Below are 19,796 nucleotides of genomic sequence, written 5' to 3'. Positions count from 1 at the left end.
TCGGGAAGGGGCGGGGCCGGGGAAAAAGCCCGCCCGGCCCGACCCCTAGGAGACCGTGACCCCGGCAGGGCTGCCCTGGTGAGGGATGTCGGCCTGAGCCGCAGGCTCCCCCGCCTCAAGCGGATCCGGACCCGGCAGCCCCGCCTCATGCGCCCGCACTCCAGCCCGTACCGCCCAGAAGTAGAAGCCCAGGGCCGACAGCCCGACCAGCGCCGTGTCGACGCCGCCCGGGATCACCCCGTGGCCGCCGAACTCCTCGCTGCCGAGGGCCGACAGCAGGGACATCCACAGCAGGAAGCCGACCATCCACCAGGCCGGGGCGAACTGCCGCCGCAGGTCGGTCTCGCCCTTGCGGCGCAGCACCAGGGCGGCGATGGGCACGGAGATGAGGGTGAGGAGGGCGACCTTGCCGGTGTTGGGCCACTTGGACCAGTACAGGGCGCAGGCCGCGAAGGCGAAGGTGAGGGGGCAGAGCACCTTGGCCGCGGGAAGGCGGAAGGGGCGGGGGAGGTGGGGCTTGGTCTGCCGGAAGACGCCGACGGCGATGGGGCCCATGAGGTAGGAGACGACCATCGCGGCGGAGACGACGCTGGCCAGCGCCTCCCAGCTGTGGCCGATGGTGAGGAGCAGCAGCACGGAGAAGCCGAGGTTCAGCCACATGGCGGGCCGGGCGACGCCGTAGCGGGGGTGCACCTCGGCGATCTTCTTGGGGAAGAAGCCGGTCTCGGCGAGGTTCTGGGCCAGGTAGGCGGCCGAGGCGACATTGCCGATGTTGGCGCCGGACGGCGAGATGAAGGCGCCGAACTGGAGCATCGTGACGACCCAGTGCAGCATCAGCAGCTTGGCGAGGTCCGCGAAGGGGGACGCGAAGTTGATGCCGCTCCACCCGCCGGCCTCGGCGAGCCGCTCCGGCGGGACGGCGCCGAGGAAGGCGACCTGGAGGGCGAGGTAGATCACCAGGCCGAGGACGAGCGCGCCGACGAGGGCCCGCGGGATGGCGCGGCCCGGGTCCTTGGCGGCGCCGCCGAGGTTGACGACGGCCTGGAAGCCGTTGAAGGCGAAGACGACGCCCGAGGCGGTGACGGCGGTGAGCACGGCGGACCAGCCGTTGGGGGCGAAGCCGCCGTGCGCGGTGAAGTTCTCGGTGTGGAAGCCGGAGGCGATGAGCGCGCCGACCGCGAGGACCGGGATGGCGAACTTGACCAGGGTCAGGAGGTTGTTGGCGCGGGCCAGCAGCGCGACCGACCAGTAGCAGGCCAGCCAGAGCGCGACGGTCAGGACGAGGGCCGTCGCCATGCCGGTGCCGGTGAGGCGGCCGTCGGCGACCAGGCCCTTGGCCCAGCCGAAGTTCCAGGAGGCCATGTACTGGGTGCCGGCGATGGACTCGATGGGGATCAGGGAGGCCGTCGCGATCCACACCGCCCAGCCGGTGATGAAGCCCAGCACCGGGCCGTGCGAGATGGAGCCGAACCTGGCCATGGCCCCCGGCAGCGGGTAGGCGGCGCCCACCTCGGCGTACGACATGGCGATCATGCCGATGAAGACCGCGCCGATCACCCAGGCGACCAGGGCGGCGGGGCCCGCGACCTGAGCGGCCTGACCGGCTCCGAAGAGCCAGCCGGAGCCGAAGATGGACCCCAGCCCGATCATGATCAGGGCGAAGAGGCTGAGGCCTTTTCGATTGGCCGCGCTCAGATCCACGACGTGCTTTCCGTTCTGCCGGGAGACAAGGTCTGGAGGCAGCCTGGAGCGACCCTCCGGTCGTGCGGCTGCCACACCTGTTGCATTGGCTCGCGCCGACCGACGGCGCCTTTTCGGACTGAGTGAGTACTGAGTGAGTTCAGCCACCCGCGCTGAATACCGGCCCCGTCGGCTTTGCCGACATCGGGCCCCCGGGAGCACACACCGGGATTTGCGTGACGGGCCCGGGGAATTCGCGCGGGCGATTTTCCCCGCCCGTCGGCGACGAGATCGCCGAGGACGCAATAGCGACGCCGGTCATCGTACGGTAATTCGAGTGACGGATCCAAACGCGACCGGACTCGCCATTACCGCTGTGAGCATGCCATTACCGCCGGTCAGGCCCGCCCGTTCCCCGCTCCGTCGCCCCGCCGGACCAGCAGGCTCCCCAGTGCGGTACGGCGGTGCAGCACCGCCCGTCCGGCCCGGACCGTGGTGATCAGCCCGGCCCCGCGCAGCGCGGCGGCGTGGGCGGACGCGGTGGCGGCGCTGACGCGGAGGCGGCGGGCGAGCGCGCCGGTGGTGTGCTCCTCCTCCAGCAGGAGCAGGGCGTCGGCGCGGGTCCGCCCGAGCACCCCGGCGAGCGCGTCACCGGCGCCGCCCGGCCCGGCCGGCGTCAGCGGCAGGCCCGGACCGGCCGGATAGGTCACGACGACGGGACGGCCGGGCAGGTCGGAGAGCAGGGGACGGCCGGTCCAGTGGAAGGTCGGCAGGAGCAGTACGCCCCGGCCGCCCGGCCGGACGTCCCGCTCCCCGGGCGCCGCCCACTCCCAGACCGCCCCGCGCAGCCGGGTGCCGGGGACGAGCGCGACCAGCGCGGACCCGGCCCCGTGCTCGGCCACGGTCAGGGCGTGCCGCGTGAACTCCGCGTGGTGCAGGTCCTGCACCAGGGGCCACACGGGGCGCAGCACCGTCTCGAAGGCCGCGCGCTGCGCCCGGTGGAGGATCCGCCACGCGCCGGCGTCGCCCCGGTGCAGCTCACGGACCCACGGCGGGGCGGGCGCGCGCCCTGCGTACACCCGCTCGATCTCGCTCCGCACCAGGTCCGGCGGTGCGGCGCGGACGCTTTCGAGGCCCTCCTGGAGCGAGTCGGCGAACACGTCGACGAAGGCGGGGGCCTCCCGTCCGGGCACCAGGTCGCCGAACGGCTCGGCGGCGGCCGGGAGGGAGTGGAACAGGCGCCGCCGCCAGCGGTCGAAGAGCAGCGCGTCGCCACCGTCGAACAGCATGCTGAGCGCCGCGTTCAGCTCCTGCAAGGGCGCCGGCCGGGCCGCGAACCGGACCCGGGCGAAGTCCTCGGCCGTGAGATGGATCCGGATCACTACGCTCCCCGCCGGCGCCGCGCCATCGTTTCGGGCAGGGCCTGAAGGATCGCCCGCGCTTCCCTCCCGCACCAGCATTCAGGTCATGCCCCCGTCATTCATTCAGGGGGCCGGCGTCCGGTACAAGGACCGGCGTCACAGCGGCGCGAGGAGGATCGGCATGTTTCCGGGAGAGTTCGGCGCGGGCGGGCGCGAGGGTGCCGCCGGGGTGGGCCGGCGTACGGTCGCGAAGGCGGCCGTCCTGGGTGCCGCGCTGGTGGTGACGGGCGCGGGCGGCGCGGGCGCGCGGGACCGCGCCACGGCCGGCCTCGTCCCGCGGCTGCCGGCGCCGAGCGGCCCGTACCCGCTCGGGGTCACCACGCTGCACCTGGTCGACAGGCGCAGGCGCGACCCGTGGGTGCCCGGGATCCCGTTCCGGGAGCTGATGGTGACGGTCTTCTACCCGGCCCGCGACGTCCACGGCCACCCGGTGGCACACCAGATGACCGCGGACGCCGCGGCCGGGTTCGCGGAGATCGGCCCCGCCGTGCACCCCGGGCTGCCGGCGGCCGGGGTGGACTGGGCGGGCACCCTGACCCACGCGCACACGGGCGCGCCCGCGCTGCCCGGACGGCACCCGGTGCTGCTCCACAGCCCGGGCGGCGCCGACCCGCGCACGCTGGGCACCGGGCTCGCGGAGGAGCTGGCGAGCCGGGGCCGGGTCGTGGTGACCGTCGACCACCCCGGCGACGCGAGCGTGGTCGACTTCCCGGCCCGGACGGTGTGGCGGAAGAAGGTCCGTACGACCGTCTTCGAAGGGGACCCGCGGCGGGACCCAGGCCTCTTCCGGACGGCGATCGGCACCCGCGTCGCGGACCTCCGGTTCGTCCTGGACCAGCTGGGGATCCTGGCGGCGGGAGGGAATCCGGACGTGGCGGGGCGGCCGCTGCCGGCCGGTCTCGGCCGGGCGCTGGACCTCCGGCGGGTGGGCGCGTACGGGCACTCGGCCGGGGGCACGGCCGTGGCCCAGGCGCTGTACGAGGACCGCCGCATCAGGGCGGCGGTCGGCATGGAGGGGTATCTGGACCACCCTCCGCAGGCGCCCGGCCGGGCGGGTGAGTTGTTCCCGGTCGCGCGGTACGGGGTGGACCGGCCGCTGCTCCTGGTGGGAACCGACGGCTTCGACGACAAGGAGGCCCTGGAGCGGTCCTGGTCGGCCGTGGCGGCCCACCCGGGGGGCCACGTCCGGCGGCGGCGGATCGACAGGGCCGGGCACTGGGTGTTCACGGATTTCGGGGCGGTGGTGGCGCGGCTGCACGAGGCGGGGCTCATGACGAGGGAGGACCGGGTGCGGCTGGTGGGGGCCATGGGGCCGGCGGAGTCGGTGCCGCTGGTGCGGGGGCTCGTGGGGTCGTTCTTCGACCGGTGGGTGGCGTAGCTCCCGGGCGATCCCCGGCCGGAGGGCCCGTACGGCCTGTGCCGTACGGGCCCTCCGAGGGGGTCGTCGTCAGCCTCGCGCCGACCTCTCCAGCGCCTCGCGCACCGCCTCCTCCGTGCGGCCGACCACGGCCGAGCCGTCGTCCGCCGTGATGAGGGGGCGCTGGATCAGCCGGGGGTGGGCGGCCAGCGCGGCGACCCAGCGGTCCCGCGCCGACGCGTCGCGCGCCCAGTTCCTGAGGCCGAGCTCCTTGGCCTCGGCCTCCTGGGTGCGTGTGATGTCCCACGGCTCCAGCCCGAGCCGGCCGAGCACGGCCCGGATCTCGTCCTCGTCCGGCACGTCCTCCAGGTAGCGGCGCACGGTGTACGCCGCGCCTTCCGCGTCCAGCAGACCGACCGCGCTGCGGCACTTCGAACAGGCGGGATTGATCCAGATCTCCATGGCGCACACGGTATCGCGGGGCCTCCCGGGGCCTCCCGGGGCGGCCGGCGGCCCCGGCCGGCGGTCTCAGGGGCTGACGGCCAGGACGATGTAGGCCGCCAGGAGGGAGAGGTGCACGCCGCCCTGGAGCGGGGTGGCGCGCCCCGGGATGACCGTGAGGGTGCCGACGACGAGCGTGAGCGTGAGCAGCACCATGTGGGTCGCGCCGAGGCCGAGGACGAGCGGGCCCTCCAGCCAGACGGAGGCCACCGCGACGGCGGGGATGGTCAGGCCGATGCTGGCCATGGCCGAGCCGAGGCCGAGGTTGAGGCTGGTCTGGACGCGGTCGCGGCGGGCGGCGCGCACGGCCGCGATCGTCTCGGGGAGGAGGACCAGGAGCGCGATGACGACACCGACGACGGAGGCGGGCAGCCCGGCGGCGGCCACCCCGGACTCGATGGTCGGCGAGACCCCCTTGGCCAGGCCGACCACGGCGATCAGCGCGACGGCGAGGAGGCCGAGGCTGGTCAGGGCGGCGCGGGCGGACGGCGGGTCGGCGTGGTCGTCGGTGTCGATGACCTCGCCCTCGGCGGTCACGGGCAGGAAGTAGTCGCGGTGCCGGACGGTCTGGGTGGCCACGAACAGCCCGTAGAGGATCAGCGCGGCGACGGCCGCGAAGACGAGCTGGGCCGGGGAGAACTGCGGCCCCGGGGTGCTGGTGGTGAAGGTCGGCAGGACCAGGCTCAGACCGGCGAGCGTGGCCACCGTGCCGAAGGCCGCTCCGGTGCCCTCGGCGTTGAACACCGCGACCCGCCGCTTGAGCGCCCCCACCAGCAGCGACAGGCCGACGATGCCGTTACAGGTGATCATCACCGCGGCGAAGACGGTGTCCCGGGCGAGCGTGCTGCTCTTGTCGCCGCCGTCGGCCATCAGCGTCACGATGAGGGCCACTTCGATGATGGTCACCGCGATGGCCAGGACCAGCGAGCCGAAGGGTTCGCCGACCCGGTGCGCGATCACCTCCGCGTGGTGTACGGCGGACAGCACCGCGCCGGCCAGGCAGCAGCTGACCAGGACCACCATCCCGGTGGGCAAGGAGCGCCCCCAGGTCAGGGCGAGCACGACGGCCGCCAGGACCGGTGCGAGGGTGGGCCAGTGCTTGGCGAGCGGGCGGAGCCGAAGGTTCATGGGACGATCTTCGCAGATTGCCCCATGGGGACCGTTTCAGGGCACTTGGCCGTTCTGCGGGGATGGTCCCGCGACCGTACTTTCGGACGAGGCGGCCCCGTCGCCCGGCCGAGGCGGGGACGGCGGGCGGGACCGGAGAGTGAGGCGGTACGCCCGTACCGCCGAGGAGACCCCGTTGCCGCACTCCCCCACAGCCGGCACCCGGGCCGGCGCCGCGCCCGGCGCCCCCGCCACCGTTCCCGCACCGCCCCGGAAGCGGATCGACGCGCTGGACGCGCTGCGCGGCTTCGCGCTCTGCGGGATCCTGCTCTCGCCGCCTTCTTCGCCCCGCTCGGCCGGACGGCGCTCACCGACTACGTCACCGCGACGCTGGTGGTCGTCGCCGCCGGTTTCCTGGCCGGCCTGCGGGGCGCTGCGCGGCGGCGCGGTCGGCTTCCCATCTCCTGGTCGTCCGCGATCAGTACGCGGGTCGGTGCGCTGTTCATTCCCCGGATCCTGCCGGCCCTGACGCCCGGGAGCGGCGCCCGCTCCCGGCACCGGGCCCGTCCGTCACCCCGCGTCGCCCGGAGGTCCGGGCGGGGCCGGGTACGGGCGGGGCGCCTTCGGGTCGTCGCCCGGCGGTTCCGCTCCGGCGGGTTCCCTGCTCTTGCACGAACCGGCCAAGGACTTGGCCATGCAGCTCAGGGTCTCGTTGCGCAGGGCGTCGTCCCTGGAGATCCTGGCGGCGAGGTAATTGCCGAAGTGCAGGTAATGGGTGGTGACCAGCCGGTCCTGCTGTGCCGTCAGCCGCTTCGAGGTCTCCTGGAACATCCGCAGGAAGATGTACGCCACGAAATTCGTCAGGATGCCGGCGACCGCGCCCACCCCGCCGGTGATCAATTTGGCCGAGGTGTCCGCCTCATCGGACCCGCTGACCTGTTTGAGGCTGTACGCGATGATGACGAAGCCCGACAGGATGCAGAACAGGCCGAAGAGAAAGATGATGCGCCCCTGCGACAGGGTCTGGCTCTGATGCCGCTTCACCTGTAGCTGGTTCAGCCGGAAGAGCTTGTACGCGAACAGGTCCACGGGCTGGTGCTCGAAGTCGACGAGGTCCTTCTCGTCGTCGATGTTCTGTATGTCCACCGTCACTTCACCCGCGGAGGACAGCATGAAGCCCCCCAGCGCCGTGACCAGCAGGCTGTACAGCGCGATCGGGATGGTGAGGGGGCGCGTCTCCTTGTCGAGGTTCGCATAGAGGATGACCATGCCCACGGCGGCCAGGCACCCGACGGCCACCAGGACGACGCCGACGATGAGCCTGCGGGAACGCCTGTCCTTGAGCCCGACCCGGCGTCTGTCGAGAACCTCGAGGCGGTCGGCCACCCAGGCGTGCAGCTCGGGGTCCTGCGGACCGGGCATCTCCGGCTCGCCGGGAAGGTTCTCCCCTGCGGCGTCCTGGGCCGGCGGGAGGTTCCTGAGCCGTCCCGGCGACCTGAATATGCCCATTGCGGCCCTCCCTTCCCTTGACCGTGAAGGAGGGTAGGTCCCACCATTTTCGCCCTTCCGGCGGGATCCCGCGATCGCGGCCCCGGCCGGTGGAAGCCACCGGCTCCTCCGGAAACGCCTCTCAGGCGTCGGGGAGGCCGACGACGGACAGGTCGGCGGCCGGCAGCCGGCCGCCGCCGGGGCGCGGGCCGGCGCCCCCCGTCCCCCGCACACAGGAGCCCGGCCGTCACCCCGCCGGACAGCACCGCCGCGGCCCCCGCCCGCCACCCGGGCGACAACCGCCCCGGAGCCAGCAGCAGCCCCGCCACGACGGTCCGCACACCAGCACCACCCAGGGGCGGAACGGCAGACTGGTGAGCAGATCGAGGCACCAGAGCAGGCACAGCACGGCGCAGAGCGCCACCGGCGCCAGGCGCTGCCGGGTGGGTCGGGGGCACTGTGGGAGGTCACGGTCTTCCACTCCCCGAATCTACGGACCGCGCCCCCGGAATTGCATCGTCCGTTCGGTTGAGCGGGCGCCCCGCCGCCCCGTCCGGAGGACCGGCCGGGGTGGTGTCGCGGCAGCACGGCGGGCCCGCCCGGGTGACGTGCGCCCGGGCGGGCCCGCTTCCGTGCGGGTTCGGGGACAGGGATCGGCGGCCGGTGATCTGCGCGGCCGGCCGGTTCAGCCGAAGAAGACGGAGGAGACGGTGTTGTCGAAGCCGAGGGCGGCGAGGTCGGGGACGTCGCCGCTGACGACCTTGGACCTGCCCGTGCAGTTTCGCTCGGACCAGATCTTGAGGCTGCCCCGGGCCTGGAGGGACGACGCGACGTTGTCGCGCGCGACGTTCCGGCAGCCCTTGCCGGCCAGGCCCTGGGACGGGTCGCCGAAGTCGCGCTCGTCGAACAGGACGGCGCTGGAGGCGGGACCTGTGCCGGCCTCCCCGGTCCCCTTACCGGCCTTCTTGCCCTCCGGGGTGACGCCGAACCACGTGCCGCCGACGCCCTGCCCCTTGGTGTCACCGGGCTTGGTGTCCTTGTCGAACCGGTAGACCGGCCAGCCGCCGACCGTGACCTGGCGGGTGCCGTCGTCCCGCTTGACGACGCCGACCTTCGACCTGTCGACCCCGTCGAGGAAGATCTTGCCGCCGGGCGCGACGACGACCGGCGGCCAGGTGACCGCGCACGCGCCGTTGCACGTGGACTTCGACGGGCTCGCCGTGTCCTTGTCGAACCGGTAGAGGGTGAAGCCCGCGCCGTTGACGACCACCGGGTCGAGCGCCCCGGCCCTGGACGCGGAGAGCTGCACCCACCGGGTCGCCTCCGGCTTCACCGCGGGCTTGCCCGGCTCGTTGGCCCAGTCGCCGGTCATGGCCGGGGCGTTGTTCTTCCTGGCGGTGCCGCTGAGGAAGTTCAGGTCCTGCCCGGCCGGCTGCCCGGCGGCACTCGCCTCGCCCCGGGCGGCGGCCGCGGTGGCCGGCGCCGAGGAGTCCTTGCCGTCGCCGCCGCCGCACGCGGTGAGCAGCAGGGCTCCGAGGGCGGCCGATGTGACGATCGCTGCGGTCTGCTTGCGGAACATGTGAGATCCCCCCAGTCGTGGCCCCGGGCCGGTCCGGCGCCGTCGTCCCCCTGTACGGAGCCGGCTCCGCGGGAGCCTCAGCCGGTTACCGTCCCGATACACGACGCGGACGATGTCACGGGGCCGGCGTCCCCCTGGGGCTTCCCCGCCTCCCCTGTCCCGGTGGATACGGACGTCCGGCTCGTGCCGCGCCGGGTCCCCGCCGAAGAGAAGGTATGAACCGCACGCAAGGCCCGCTGCGCCGGGCCGCCGACCGGCTGTTCCCCGACGGCACCAACCAGTACGGCGCGCTGCCGGCCGCGCTCGTCCTGCTGACGGTCGTCACCGGCGTCGTGGACGCCGTCAGCTATCTCGGCCTGGACCACGTCTTCGTCGCCAACATGACGGGGAACGTCGTCTTCCTCGGCTTCGCCCTGGCCGGTGCGGCGAACCTGTCGGCCGGGGCGTCCCTGCTGGCCATCGCCACCTTCATGGCCGGGGCGTGGGCGACCGGGCGGCTGGCCCGGCGGGTCGCGGACCCCGGGCGACTGTTCACCACCGCCACCGGCGCCCATGCCGCGCTCGCCGCGGCCGCGCTGGCGGTGGCCCTCGTCGCGGGCCACCGGTCGGACGGCGCCCGGACGGCGCTCACCGCCCTCCTCGCCGTCGGCATGGGCATGCAGAACGCCGTCGTCCTCCGGCTGGCCGTCCCCGACTTCACCACGACGGTCCTCACCAGGGCCGTCACCGGCGTCGCCGCCGACCCGCCGGGCCCCGCCACCACGCGCCGGCTCGTGTCGCTCGCCGCGATGCTCACCGGCGCCCTGTGCGGGACCGTCCTCCAGCTCGGCCCGGGCTCCGGCGCGGCGCTGGTACCGGTCGTGGCCCTGCTGGTGTTCGTGGCGGTCGCCACCGCCTCCGGACAGTCCGGGGGCACTTCGCGGCGGTGACCGGGGAGGCCGGGTCGGTCCGGGAAAGCCCGGGGAAGCCGGGGAGAAGGGGCCCGGGCCGTTCGGGAAGAGCGGGCCGGGGCGAATCCACGGGCCTCCTCACCCGACCGTGCTCGGCCTCCGGTCCCCCGTCCGCCCGTCCCGCGCCCCCGGGATGTCCCGCACCGTGCCCCCGGCCGCCAGCCGTTCCTGCAACCGCGCGTGCCGGAACTGGTACACCGCCCCCACCTGCCGCAGCACCCCCCTCGCGTGCGCCTCGGCCAGGAAGCCCATCAGCCGCCAGGGCAGCCGCCCGGTCGCGGCCAGCCAGGCCCGCGCCGTCATGTAGCGGCCCCACGCGGTCACATAGAGGCAGATCGGGCCGGCGGGCAGGGCCATGGCGAAGGCCACGCCCCGGTCGAAGAGCCCGAACGCCAGCGGCACATAGCCGGACTGGACCCCTCCGTAGCGCCAGATGTGCCAGATCAGGAACACGGCCGTCAGCGCCGCGACGACGAGGCTGCGGATCAGCGCCGCCCTGCGGTCGCCGTGCAGGCTCCCCGCCGGGCTGGAGGCCCGGGTGACGTCGGCCGGCGCGGACAGCCACCGGCGGAGGCCGGCCGCGAGGCCCACGACCAGGCCGACGGTCAGCTGGCCGCAGACGGAGTTGTTCACGGCGTGCGCGGCCAGCACGCGGCGCGGCGCGCGTTCCTGCCACTCCTGGACCGGGCCGCCGGGGGCGAATCGCACGGGTGTCGGGGCGAGTTCGCCGGGCGACGCGTCCGGGTCCGCCGGTACGGGCCCGCCCGCCTCCCGCACGGCGGGCAGGCTCAGGTACCACTCGACCGCCGGGGACTCCCGCACGCCCGTGCCGGCCACGTGGGTCGCCCGGCCGTCGCGGAACCCCTTCGAGAAGAGCAGGAGCCTGATGCGGCCCGCGTACCGCGTGCAACGGGAGGAGGGCCGGGGGCAGTCCACGGCCTCGGTACGCAGCAGCCGCTCCCACCGCTCGACGCCGCCGCGCAGCCTCGTCCCGTCCCACAGGTGCGGCACGCCGTCGCCGTCGCGCGTCAGCGCGCCCCGGACCGGCCGGGGGATCTCGACGTACCGGGTGCCGTCCGGGCGCTGCCCGTAGCGCCAGCCGTCCGGTGTCCTGGTGTAGCGGGAGCGGTCGGGTGCGACGTGGTGGGTGCCGGTGGCGGGCAGCCCGTGGTGGGCCGAGGCCCTGGTGACCGTGACGGCGGCCTGGGCGGCGCCGAACACGGCGCCGGTCACCAGACCGGCCGTCAGTCCGGCGGCGAGTGCCACCGGGACGATCCGCAGCAGGCGCCGCAGCTGCGCGGCCGTGGTCCGGGGGGAGGCCCGGAAGGCGCGGGACAGGGCGGTGGGGATGTACGAGATGCCCATGGCCCGTACGAGGGTCGCGCTCGCGACGCCGAGCAGCGCCAGTTGCAGGACGAGGTTCGTCGGATGGGTCTGGGGGTCCCAGTAGCCGGACTCCCCCGATTCGTAGGTGAGCGGGCGGAACGCCCCGGTGAGGGCGCCCAGTGCGACGAGCACGGCGCCGCACGCCAGTACCCGCGGCATCAGCCGCCGGCGGTCCCGTACGGCGCCGGGAGCCGTCACGTACGAGAGCAGCCGGTGGGTACCGCCCATGCCGGCGACGAAGGCGGCGGCTTCCAGGCAGAGCAGCCCGCCGCCGGCGCCGGGGGCCACCAGGTAGGAGGCGAGCAGGGCGACCGGCAGTATCAGCAGGATCCTCGTCAGCGTGCCGAGGCCGCGCGGGGTCCCGGGCGGCAGCTCCCACCAGGCGAGGTCGCGGGTGCCGCGCCGCTGCATGTGGTGGGCGAGGAAGGCGAGGCGGGCGATCGTCCCGTCCGGGCCGTGGGCCTCCGGGGCGTCGGGGAGGTCGCCGTAGGCGGCGGGCACGAACCCGTCGAGAAGGTGCGCCTCCAGTACGGCCGGGTCGGCGAACCGCCGCTCCAGGAGCGTCCGGGGGTCACTCGACGCCTCGCTGTGGACGGCGCGCGCCAGACCGACCATCAGGGGGCTGCCGAGCACCGTGCGCAGCGTGCGGCAGACGGCGTCCCTGGGGTCCTGCTCCACCTCGCGCAGGACGGGCGCCCACGCGGTCTCCGCCGTGCGTCCCGGGCGCGGGGGCGCGGTGCGGGTGAGGTACGCGCCGACGGTCTCCCACGACAGCGGGCGCAGTTCGATCACGGCGGCGGAGGTGATCACGTCGGCGGTCGCCACGGTGTCCGCGTAGTCGCGGGTCCGGCAGGTGAGCACCAGCGGATCGCCGCGGCCGAGGTCGCGGTTCAGGGCCTGGACGGCCTGCGGGCGCAGCGGTGCCGGGAGTTCGTCCAGGCCGTCGAGGAGCGGCAGCACCCTGCCGAGTTCGAGCAGCCGGCGGGCCCGGGTGACGCCCGCGGGGTCCCGGGCGGCGGTGGCCGGGTAGCCCTCGATCAGCCGCTCCTCCAGCCAGTCGGAGAGGCTCCGCGCGCGGGGGTCCCAGGTGCCGAGTCCGAAGACGACCGGGACCGGGTCGTCCGGCCCGCGCCCGGCCAGCAGGTCGAGGGCGAGCTGGAGGAGCAGGACCGTCTTCCCCGCGCCGGGTTCGCCCAGCACCACGAGGCGCCGGGAGGGCACCCGGGCATACGTGCGGGCCACCTGGCCGAGGTGGCCCTGGAGCGCCGAGGACCTGTCGGGCGGATCGGCGGCGCCCGCGGTGACGTTGGCCCAGTGGTCGGACAGGTGCGGCTCCGCCGGGGTCCAGTGGACGGGCAGGGGCTCGGGGTCCTGGAGGCGGCGCAGCCGGGACTCCGCCCGCCACTGCTCGCCGACCGCCTCGGCCAGGTCGCGGGCGGCCCGGTCGAGGTGCTCGGCGCGGCCGTGCACCGACGCCTCGTCCGCCGCGCCGCGCGCGGTCTCCCGGCCGAGCCCCGCCACGGAGACCAGCAGGGCGAGGATCGAGGCCGCCTGGTTGCCGAGTTCGAGGCCGTGCTCGGCGACCACCACGGCGAGCAGCACCCCCGTCGCGGCGACGGCTCCCGCCCACCACCACTGCCGCAGGTTCATCCGCCGTACCGCCTTCCGCACTCCTGCTCGGCCGAGCGGGTGGACGGCGCGGCGCCGCACCCCTGCTCGATCAGTCAACGACGAGCGGTGCGTCCACGTAACGAAACAGTGGCAAGCCTGACAAATCGGCGACGAACATTCCTGCGAGCCCCCTCCGGAACCTGAGGACCGGAGGGGGGAATTCGCGGGTCCGGCTACTCGCCGGGAGGCGTCCCCAGCAGCGCGGCCGCCGTCTCGTACGAGGTCGGCTCGGGCGCCGGGGCCGCCACGGGGACGGCACGGCAGGTGAAGCCGAGGCGGGTGAGCGCCCGGGTGACCTCGGCGGCGGTGAAGTCACGCCGGTCCTGACGGGTGATCACTTCCCCCACCTGCTTGACGGGGTAGGTGCGGCGGCCGATGATCACGGACTCGCCCGTGACGGGCTCGGGCTTGACGCCCTTCATCGAGCGCTCCACCTCACTCTTGACCAAGTCGAAGGGGAAGCGGGCGATAACGCAGCGCATAGTGCCTCAAACAGGGTTGAAGGAACGGGTACGGAGTGCCGCCGGGTCAGGCGGCGCGGCCCCTGGCGGACGGGGCGGAACGGCGGCCGCGGGCGGGCCCGCCGCGCCGGCCGCGGGACGCGGAGGTGCCGCGCTTCGGGCCGTCCGCCGCGGGGGCGGCGATGGTGACGGGCACGCCCGAGGGCGCCTGGGCACCCGTGATGCGGCCCAGCTCGGCCTCGCCGGACCGCACCTGGGCGGTCCGCGGCGTGATGCCGGCGTCGGACATCAGGCGGGTCATCTCACGGCGCTGGTTGGGCAGGACCAGCGTGACGACGACACCGGACTCACCGGCGCGGGCGGTACGGCCGCCCCGGTGCAGGTAGTCCTTGTGGTCGCTCGGCGGGTCGACGTTCACGACCAGGTCGAGGTTGTCGACGTGGATGCCGCGGGCCGCGACGTTGGTGGCCACCAGCACCGTGACGTGCCCGGTCTTGAACTGGGCGAGCGTCCGGGTGCGCTGGGGCTGGGACTTGCCGCCGTGCAGCGCCGCGGCGCGCACACCGCTCTGGAGCAGGTGCTTGGTCAGCTGGTCCACGGCGTGCTTGGTGTCCAGGAACATGATCGTCCGGCCCTCGCGGGCGGCGATCTCCGTGGTGGTGGCGTACTTGTCGGCACCGTGCACGTGCAGCACGTGGTGTTCCATCGTGGTGACCGCGCCCGCGGCGGGGTCGACCGAGTGGACCACCGGGTCGTGCAGGTAGCGGCGGACCAGGAGGTCCACGTTGCGGTCCAGGGTGGCGGAGAACAGCATCCGCTGGCCCTCGGCGCGCACCTGGTCGAGGAGCGCGGTGACCTGCGGCATGAAGCCCATGTCGGCCATCTGGTCGGCCTCGTCCAGGACGGTGATGCCGACCCGGTCCAGGCGGCAGTCGCCGCGCTCGATGAGGTCCTTGAGCCGGCCCGGGGTCGCGACGACGACCTCGGCGCCACCGCGCAGGGCGCTCGCCTGGCGGCCGATCGACATGCCGCCGACCACGGTGGCCGTGCGCAGCTTCAGGGCCCGGGCGTACGGGGTGAGCGCGTCGGTGACCTGCTGCGCCAGCTCGCGGGTGGGCACCAGGACCAGGGCGAGCGGCTGCCGCGGCTCGGCGCGCAGCCCGGCGGTGCGGACCAGGAGCGCCAGGCCGAAGGCCAGGGTCTTGCCCGAGCCGGTGCGGCCCCGGCCGAGGACGTCCCGGCCGGCCAGCGAGTTCGGCAGGGTGGCCGCCTGGATCGGGAACGGCTCGGTCACGCCGAGACCGGTGAGCGTCGTCAGCAGCTCGGCCGGCAGGTCCAGGTCGGCGAAGGCCGTGACCGGGGGGAGCGCCGGGGTGAGGGTGGTGGGCGGGGCGAATTCGCCCTGCGGTGCGGGCCTGCGCCCGGAGCGGTGCGGACCGCCCGGCCGGCCCTGGGCCTGCGCGCGGAAGCCACGGCCGGAGCCGGCGGATCCGGAAGCGCCGGAGCCGCTCTTGCGGCCGCGGGGGTAACGGTCGTTCGTACGAGCTGTGCGGTTCATGCAGAACCTTCCTCGATGCGGCACGTATCGAGGAATTCCCGGCAGCGGTGAGCGCACACAGGATCGCAAGAACGAGCCGGAGAAAAACGAAAGCGAAGCCCGGGAGACGGGCGTATTTCCACCGCATGGCGGAAAGGAGAATTTTCCGTGCACCCGACCGGGAACCGTTGTGGGCACGGGGCGGGATACGGCCGTGGGGTACCGGAAGAATCCGGGAGGGGCCGACCGGGCCCGGAAAAGCAACGAGCTGGGGCCCGCACCCAAGGTGCGGGCCCCAGCTACGCCGTACGCGTCAACGTCAGGCGGGAACGATGTTCTCGGCCTGCGGGCCCTTCTGGCCCTGCGTGACGTCGAAGTTCACCTTCTGGCCTTCCTGGAGCTCACGGAAGCCCTGGGTGGCGATGTTCGAGTAGTGGGCGAAGACGTCGGGGCCGCCACCCTCCTGCTCGATGAAGCCGAAACCCTTTTCGGCGTTGAACCACTTCACGGTGCCAGTAGCCATGTCAAATCTCCTTCGGGGCAGTGCCCGAGGCGCACACTGTGCACGCCTCGCGTCGCCGCGATGATTGCCCCGGTCGGAAAGCACCGGAAAAACAAAAAGTGCACTCACCGGCCCGTCCGGGCCAGGAAGCGCATTTGAAGTCCTTGGGAAACCACAACTGCAACTGGGATCCACACTAGCACGGTACGGGCCGCCGGGCAGGGTAAGAAAATTCACCGGACCCGCCGCGCCGCAAAAAAAATTCCCCCTGTACAAGACACCGATTTTCTGCACACGCGTGTGCAGGAGCCGGGCGGCCGCGGTCCGGGGCCCGGCGCGCCGGGCCCCGGCGGCCGGAATAGTGCCCGCACCCCTGAGGTTGTGGGCTGGCACGACACACGGTCGCGGCCCTCCGGAAGGACTCCCATGAAGATCGGCATCATCGGCGCCGGGAACATCGGCGGCAACCTCGTACGACGGCTCACGGCGCTCGGCCACGACGTCTCCGTCGCCAACTCGCGCGGCCCGCACACCCTGACCGCGCTCGCCGAGGAGACCGGCGCCACCCCCGTCACCGCGGCGGAGGCGGCGCGCGACGCCTCGGTCGTCGTGGTCACCGTCCCCCTGAAGGCCGTCCCGGACCTGCCGTCCGGGCTGTTCGACGAGGCCGCGGACGGCGCCGCGGTGATCGACACCTGCAACTACTACCCCAAGGAGAGGGACGGCCTGATCGAGCCCATCGAGGCCGGTCTGCCGGAGAGCCGGTGGACCGAGCGGCATCTCGGGCACCCCGTCGTCAAGGTGTTCAACGGCACCTACGCCCAGGACCTCCTCGACAGACCGCTGCCCAAGGGCGCCCCCGGGCGGCTCGCCGTGCCGGTGGCGGGCGACGACGAGGCCGCCAAGCGGGTCGTGCGCGAGCTGGTCGACGAGCTCGGCTTCGACACCGTCGACGCGGGCGGCATCGAGGACTCCTGGCGCCAGCAGCCCGACACCCCGGTCTACGGTCTCCGCGCGGGCGCCGAGGAGGTCACCAAGGCCCTCGCCGAGGCGTCCCCGGAGCGGCCGCGGGCGTTCCGGGCGTAGGCGGTACGGCCCGGAGGACGCGCGCGGGCGGCGCCCCGCGGCCGTTCCTCAGCCCCGCGCGGCGAGGTCGCGGACGACGGCCATGTCGTCGAAGGGGATCAGCCGCGCGCCGACGACCTGGTGGGTCTCGCTGCCCTTGCCCGCGACCAGCACGACGTCGTCCGGCCGCGCGGCGGACAGCGCGTAACGGATCGCCTCGCGGCGGTCGGCCTCCCGGTGGAAGGGGGTCCCGGTGGCCGCGAGGGCGGGGGCGATCCGGTCGAGGATCGCCTCCGGGTCCTCGCCGCGCGGGTTGTCCGAGGTGAGGACGCACAGGTCGGAGTGGTCTCCGGCGATCCTCCCCATGGGGGCGCGCTTGGTGACGTCCCGGTCGCCCCCGCAGCCGAAGACGGTGATCACCCTGCCGGTCGCGAAGCCGCGGATCGTGGTGAGGACCTTCTCCAGGGAGTCCGGGGAGTGCGCGTAGTCGACGATCACATGGGCGCCCCCAGGGGTGCGGTAGCGCTCGAAGCGGCCGGGGACGGGCGGCATCCGTTCCAGGGCTGCGACGAGCCCGGGGAGGGCGTGCCCGAGCAGGTGGCACGCGGCCACGGCGGCGAGGGCGTTCGCGACGGAGAACGGGCCCGGCACCGGGATGGCAGCGGGGTACTTGCGCCCCTCGTGGTGGAGCGTGAACCGGCTGCCCGAGGCGTCCACGACGAGGTCGGTCGCCCGGTAGTCGGCCGGCGCGTCCAGGGCGTACGTGGTGACCGCGCCCGGCATCAGGGCCAGGATCTCGGCGCCGACGGGGTCGTCCGCGTTGACCACGGCCCGGTCGCACAGCCCGCCGAAGAGGCCGAGCTTGGCGTTCTTGTAGTTCTCCATCGTTCCGTGGTCGTCGAGATGATCCTGCGTCAGGTTGGTGAAGACGCCGACGTCGACGGGGACGCGGTCCAGCCGGCGCTGGAGCAGGCCCATGGACGTGGCCTCCAGGACCACGCTCCCGACGCCCCGGTCGCGCATGTGGCCCAGCAGGTATTGCAGGTCGGGCGCCTGCGGGGTGCTCAGCGCCGACCTGGGCATCGGGATCCGCAGCCCGCCGATCCGGCTGCCCGAGGTGCCGATGACACCGGTCGTCGCGCCCTCGGCGAGCCGCAGGACCGACTCGACCATGTACGAGACGGAGGTCTTGCCGTTCGTCCCCGTGACGGCCACCACGTCCATCGCGCGGCCGGGCTCACCGTGGTAGCGGGAGGCCACGACGGCGGCCGCCGCCCGGACGTCCGCGACGCGCACCACGCACACGTCCCCGGGGAGGCCGGCCGGTGGCGGGCCTTCGTTCCCCTCGGCCAGCACCGCCACGGCGCCCCGCTCCAGTGCCCGCCCGGTGCCCTCGGGGCCGCCCTCCTCGTGGCCCGGGACCGCGATGTACAGCGCTCCGGGCGTCACCCGGTGCGCGTCGAAGGTCATCCCGGCGGTGACGGGCGTCCCCGGGTCTCCTTGGAGGACGTGGTGCTCGTGTCCGTGGAGCAATGCGCTCAGTTTCACAGCTGTCCCCTCGCAGGCGGCCGACGGCGCACCGCGCGTGGCCCCGCCCGGGGGCAGGGGGTGGCGGCGAGCCGGGAACCGCGTTTGACGACCATGCCCCGGCGGCGCCGGGGGCAGTACTGACCGGCCGGGCACCGGTCCGGCGGCGCAGCGCGGGGCACTGGCGGAGCGGGAGCGGGGGCACGGGCGGCGTTACGCGTGCGGGCGAGCGGGCCCCACAGGGGGATATCTGCGTACGAGCCGAAGGGCCGGACCGGCCGGGCATCGCTACCTGTCCCACCGTGCGGCCGGAGCCGTCGGCGGTCCGCCGCGGAGGGCGGATTCAGGTGGTCGGACGGAGCAGGGACCTGCCCGACACCGTCACAGTGTATGTCCGCCGGCGGAGCGTGGCGCCCAGCTCGCCGGGGGCAGGCCGTCGTCCGTACCTTGCGCGTCCGGCCGGCGTGCGCGGCCCGCGCCTCGGCACGGCCGCCGGCCCGTGGAGCCGGTACCCCGGCCGGAGGCGGCTGTTCAGCGCCCCTTCAGAACGCGCGTACCGGGGGCGCAGCTCTCCCGCAGCGCGGCCAGTTCGCCGGGCGGCAGCCGCAGGGAGGATCCACGGCGGCCGGTGTCGAGCAGCGCGCTCCCCGATTCCAGCCATTCGGGGAGCGGTGCGACGCCGGCGAACGCGGCGAGGCGCGCCAGTTCCTCGTGGGGCGCGTCGAGGAGGTCCTCGTAGGCGAGCGTGGTGCGGCCCTCCTCGGGAAGGGTGGCGAGGTGCCCGGTCGCCTCGGTGACGAGCTCCGACCACAGCGCGCCGAACCCGGGGAGCGGAAAGGCCCGGTCGCGCACCAGGGCGGGGTCGAAGCGCTCGCCGAGCAGGGGGGCGAGGTCCGGCGGCAGTGACGTCACGTGCTCCTCGGTCAGGTCGGCGAGGCGCTCGACCCCGGCCCGTTCCCCGATCTCCCGCATGAGGAAGATCATCCGGTATCCGGCGTGCCGGCTCATGGACAGCGCGCAGTCCGGCCCGTCCCTGTGCAGGTGCACGAACCGGGCCTCCGGGAACGCGGCCCGCAGGCGCGGCACCCAGGCCGCGGAGTACCCGGACCGCTCCACGACGGCCGTACGCCCGAACCGCGCGCACAGCGCGCCGAAGAAGGCCCGGTGGTGGTCGGGCGCGCCGCGCGCGGGCCGGTGGACGACCGTCTCCCGGAGTTCGTCGAGGAGTCCGTCCGGGTCGTCGGTGAGGTGGGGCAGCACCATGAGGGAGAGCGCGGGGATGCCGGTGGTCTCCGCCGTGTACCGCCCCGGGCGCCGGGTGTAGAGGAACTCCGGCATCAGCACACCGCTGCGGATCATGCGCGCGAAGTACGGCGTCGGCGTGGTGAGGCGCCGCCAGAACTCCTCGCCCGTCAGGTCTCCTTCGGGGAAGGCGGTGTCCCCCACGGAGGCCATGAACTCGTTGAGGCTGAGGACGTCCGGATGGGCGTTGAGGATCCGGGACAGCGCGGTCGAACCGCTGCGGCCCGTACCGACGACGAAGGTCAAGGTGCGCACGGTCGCT

General features: G+C 74.1%; 16 protein-coding genes. 3 read left to right on the top strand and 13 right to left on the bottom strand.

Annotated features, from left to right (window positions below; all coding sequences use genetic code 11):
• Positions 1 to 45: 45 nt before the first annotated feature.
• Positions 46 to 1,701 carry an APC family permease gene (locus tag SMD11_RS31030; RefSeq protein WP_087929602.1) on the bottom strand — a complete coding sequence of 552 codons (1,656 nt, stop codon included), beginning with the start codon at positions 1,699 to 1,701 and terminating at the stop codon, positions 46 to 48.
• A gap of 377 nt (positions 1,702 to 2,078) precedes the next feature.
• Positions 2,079 to 3,062, bottom strand: coding sequence for a helix-turn-helix domain-containing protein (locus SMD11_RS31025; protein WP_087929601.1), 984 nt, complete (start codon positions 3,060 to 3,062; stop codon positions 2,079 to 2,081).
• A 160-nt stretch (positions 3,063 to 3,222) separates the two neighbouring features.
• Here SMD11_RS31025 and SMD11_RS31020 point away from each other — a divergent pair, with 160 nt between their 5' ends.
• A complete protein-coding gene (locus SMD11_RS31020; protein WP_199843992.1) occupies positions 3,223 to 4,479 on the top strand; it encodes an alpha/beta hydrolase family protein in 1,257 nt (418 codons plus the stop codon).
• 69 nt (positions 4,480 to 4,548) lie between these two features.
• On the opposite strand, the gene SMD11_RS31015 is transcribed toward SMD11_RS31020, so the two are convergent.
• The 5 genes from SMD11_RS31015 to SMD11_RS31000 all read right to left on the bottom strand — a co-directional run bounded on the left by SMD11_RS31015 (position 4,549) and on the right by SMD11_RS31000 (position 9,133).
• The gene (locus tag SMD11_RS31015; RefSeq protein WP_087929600.1) at positions 4,549 to 4,920 is read right to left on the bottom strand and encodes an arsenate reductase family protein; all 372 of its coding nucleotides are present in this window, start codon (positions 4,918 to 4,920) and stop codon (positions 4,549 to 4,551) included.
• A gap of 66 nt (positions 4,921 to 4,986) precedes the next feature.
• On the bottom strand, positions 4,987 to 6,087 hold the full coding sequence (locus tag SMD11_RS31010) for a calcium:proton antiporter (protein ID WP_087929599.1): 1,101 nt from the start codon (positions 6,085 to 6,087) through the stop codon (positions 4,987 to 4,989).
• Positions 6,088 to 6,440: 353 nt separating this feature from the next.
• Complete coding sequence (locus SMD11_RS36925) at positions 6,441 to 6,572, bottom strand: hypothetical protein (RefSeq protein ID WP_267896873.1); 132 nt, start codon at positions 6,570 to 6,572, stop codon at positions 6,441 to 6,443.
• A 64-nt stretch (positions 6,573 to 6,636) separates the two neighbouring features.
• Positions 6,637 to 7,575 carry a TRADD-N-associated membrane domain-containing protein gene (locus SMD11_RS31005; RefSeq protein ID WP_087929598.1) on the bottom strand — a complete coding sequence of 313 codons (939 nt, stop codon included), beginning with the start codon at positions 7,573 to 7,575 and terminating at the stop codon, positions 6,637 to 6,639.
• A 664-nt stretch (positions 7,576 to 8,239) separates the two neighbouring features.
• Complete coding sequence (locus SMD11_RS31000; protein WP_087929597.1) at positions 8,240 to 9,133, bottom strand: hypothetical protein; 894 nt, start codon at positions 9,131 to 9,133, stop codon at positions 8,240 to 8,242.
• 215 nt (positions 9,134 to 9,348) lie between these two features.
• Here SMD11_RS31000 and SMD11_RS30995 point away from each other — a divergent pair, with 215 nt between their 5' ends.
• A complete protein-coding gene (locus SMD11_RS30995) occupies positions 9,349 to 10,062 on the top strand; it encodes a YoaK family protein (protein ID WP_087929596.1) in 714 nt (237 codons plus the stop codon).
• Positions 10,063 to 10,161: 99 nt separating this feature from the next.
• Here SMD11_RS30995 and SMD11_RS30990 read toward each other — a convergent pair whose 3' ends face one another.
• The 4 genes from SMD11_RS30990 to SMD11_RS30975 form a co-directional block, all read right to left on the bottom strand.
• Positions 10,162 to 13,119 (bottom strand): NACHT domain-containing protein, encoded by a 2,958-nt coding sequence (locus tag SMD11_RS30990; protein WP_087929595.1) that lies wholly within the window; start codon positions 13,117 to 13,119, stop codon positions 10,162 to 10,164.
• Positions 13,120 to 13,313: 194 nt separating this feature from the next.
• Positions 13,314 to 13,622 carry an SCO5918 family protein gene (locus SMD11_RS30985; RefSeq protein WP_087929594.1) on the bottom strand — a complete coding sequence of 103 codons (309 nt, stop codon included), beginning with the start codon at positions 13,620 to 13,622 and terminating at the stop codon, positions 13,314 to 13,316.
• Positions 13,623 to 13,668: 46 nt separating this feature from the next.
• On the bottom strand, positions 13,669 to 15,159 hold the full coding sequence (locus SMD11_RS30980; protein ID WP_087929593.1) for a DEAD/DEAH box helicase: 1,491 nt from the start codon (positions 15,157 to 15,159) through the stop codon (positions 13,669 to 13,671).
• 298 nt (positions 15,160 to 15,457) lie between these two features.
• Positions 15,458 to 15,661, bottom strand: a complete 204-nt coding sequence (locus tag SMD11_RS30975; protein ID WP_018536328.1) for a cold-shock protein — start codon at positions 15,659 to 15,661, stop codon at positions 15,458 to 15,460.
• Positions 15,662 to 16,021: 360 nt separating this feature from the next.
• On the opposite strand from SMD11_RS30975, the gene SMD11_RS30970 reads away from it, so the two are divergent.
• On the top strand, positions 16,022 to 16,726 hold the full coding sequence (locus tag SMD11_RS30970; protein ID WP_324614788.1) for an NADPH-dependent F420 reductase: 705 nt from the start codon (positions 16,022 to 16,024) through the stop codon (positions 16,724 to 16,726).
• Between the two features lie 48 nt (positions 16,727 to 16,774).
• On the opposite strand, the gene SMD11_RS30965 is transcribed toward SMD11_RS30970, so the two are convergent.
• Positions 16,775 to 18,253 (bottom strand): UDP-N-acetylmuramoyl-L-alanyl-D-glutamate--2,6-diaminopimelate ligase, encoded by a 1,479-nt coding sequence (locus SMD11_RS30965; protein ID WP_087929591.1) that lies wholly within the window; start codon positions 18,251 to 18,253, stop codon positions 16,775 to 16,777.
• 510 nt (positions 18,254 to 18,763) lie between these two features.
• Positions 18,764 to 19,789, bottom strand: coding sequence for a sulfotransferase family protein (locus SMD11_RS30960; protein ID WP_087929590.1), 1,026 nt, complete (start codon positions 19,787 to 19,789; stop codon positions 18,764 to 18,766).
• Positions 19,790 to 19,796: the final 7 nt, after the last annotated feature.

Source organism: Streptomyces albireticuli, from assembly GCF_002192455.1.
GTDB classification, from domain to species: Bacteria; Actinomycetota; Actinomycetes; order Streptomycetales; family Streptomycetaceae; genus Streptomyces; species Streptomyces albireticuli_B.
The sequence above is the reverse complement of the archived record's forward strand: the minus strand, read 5'-3'. Positions and strand labels throughout refer to the sequence as shown.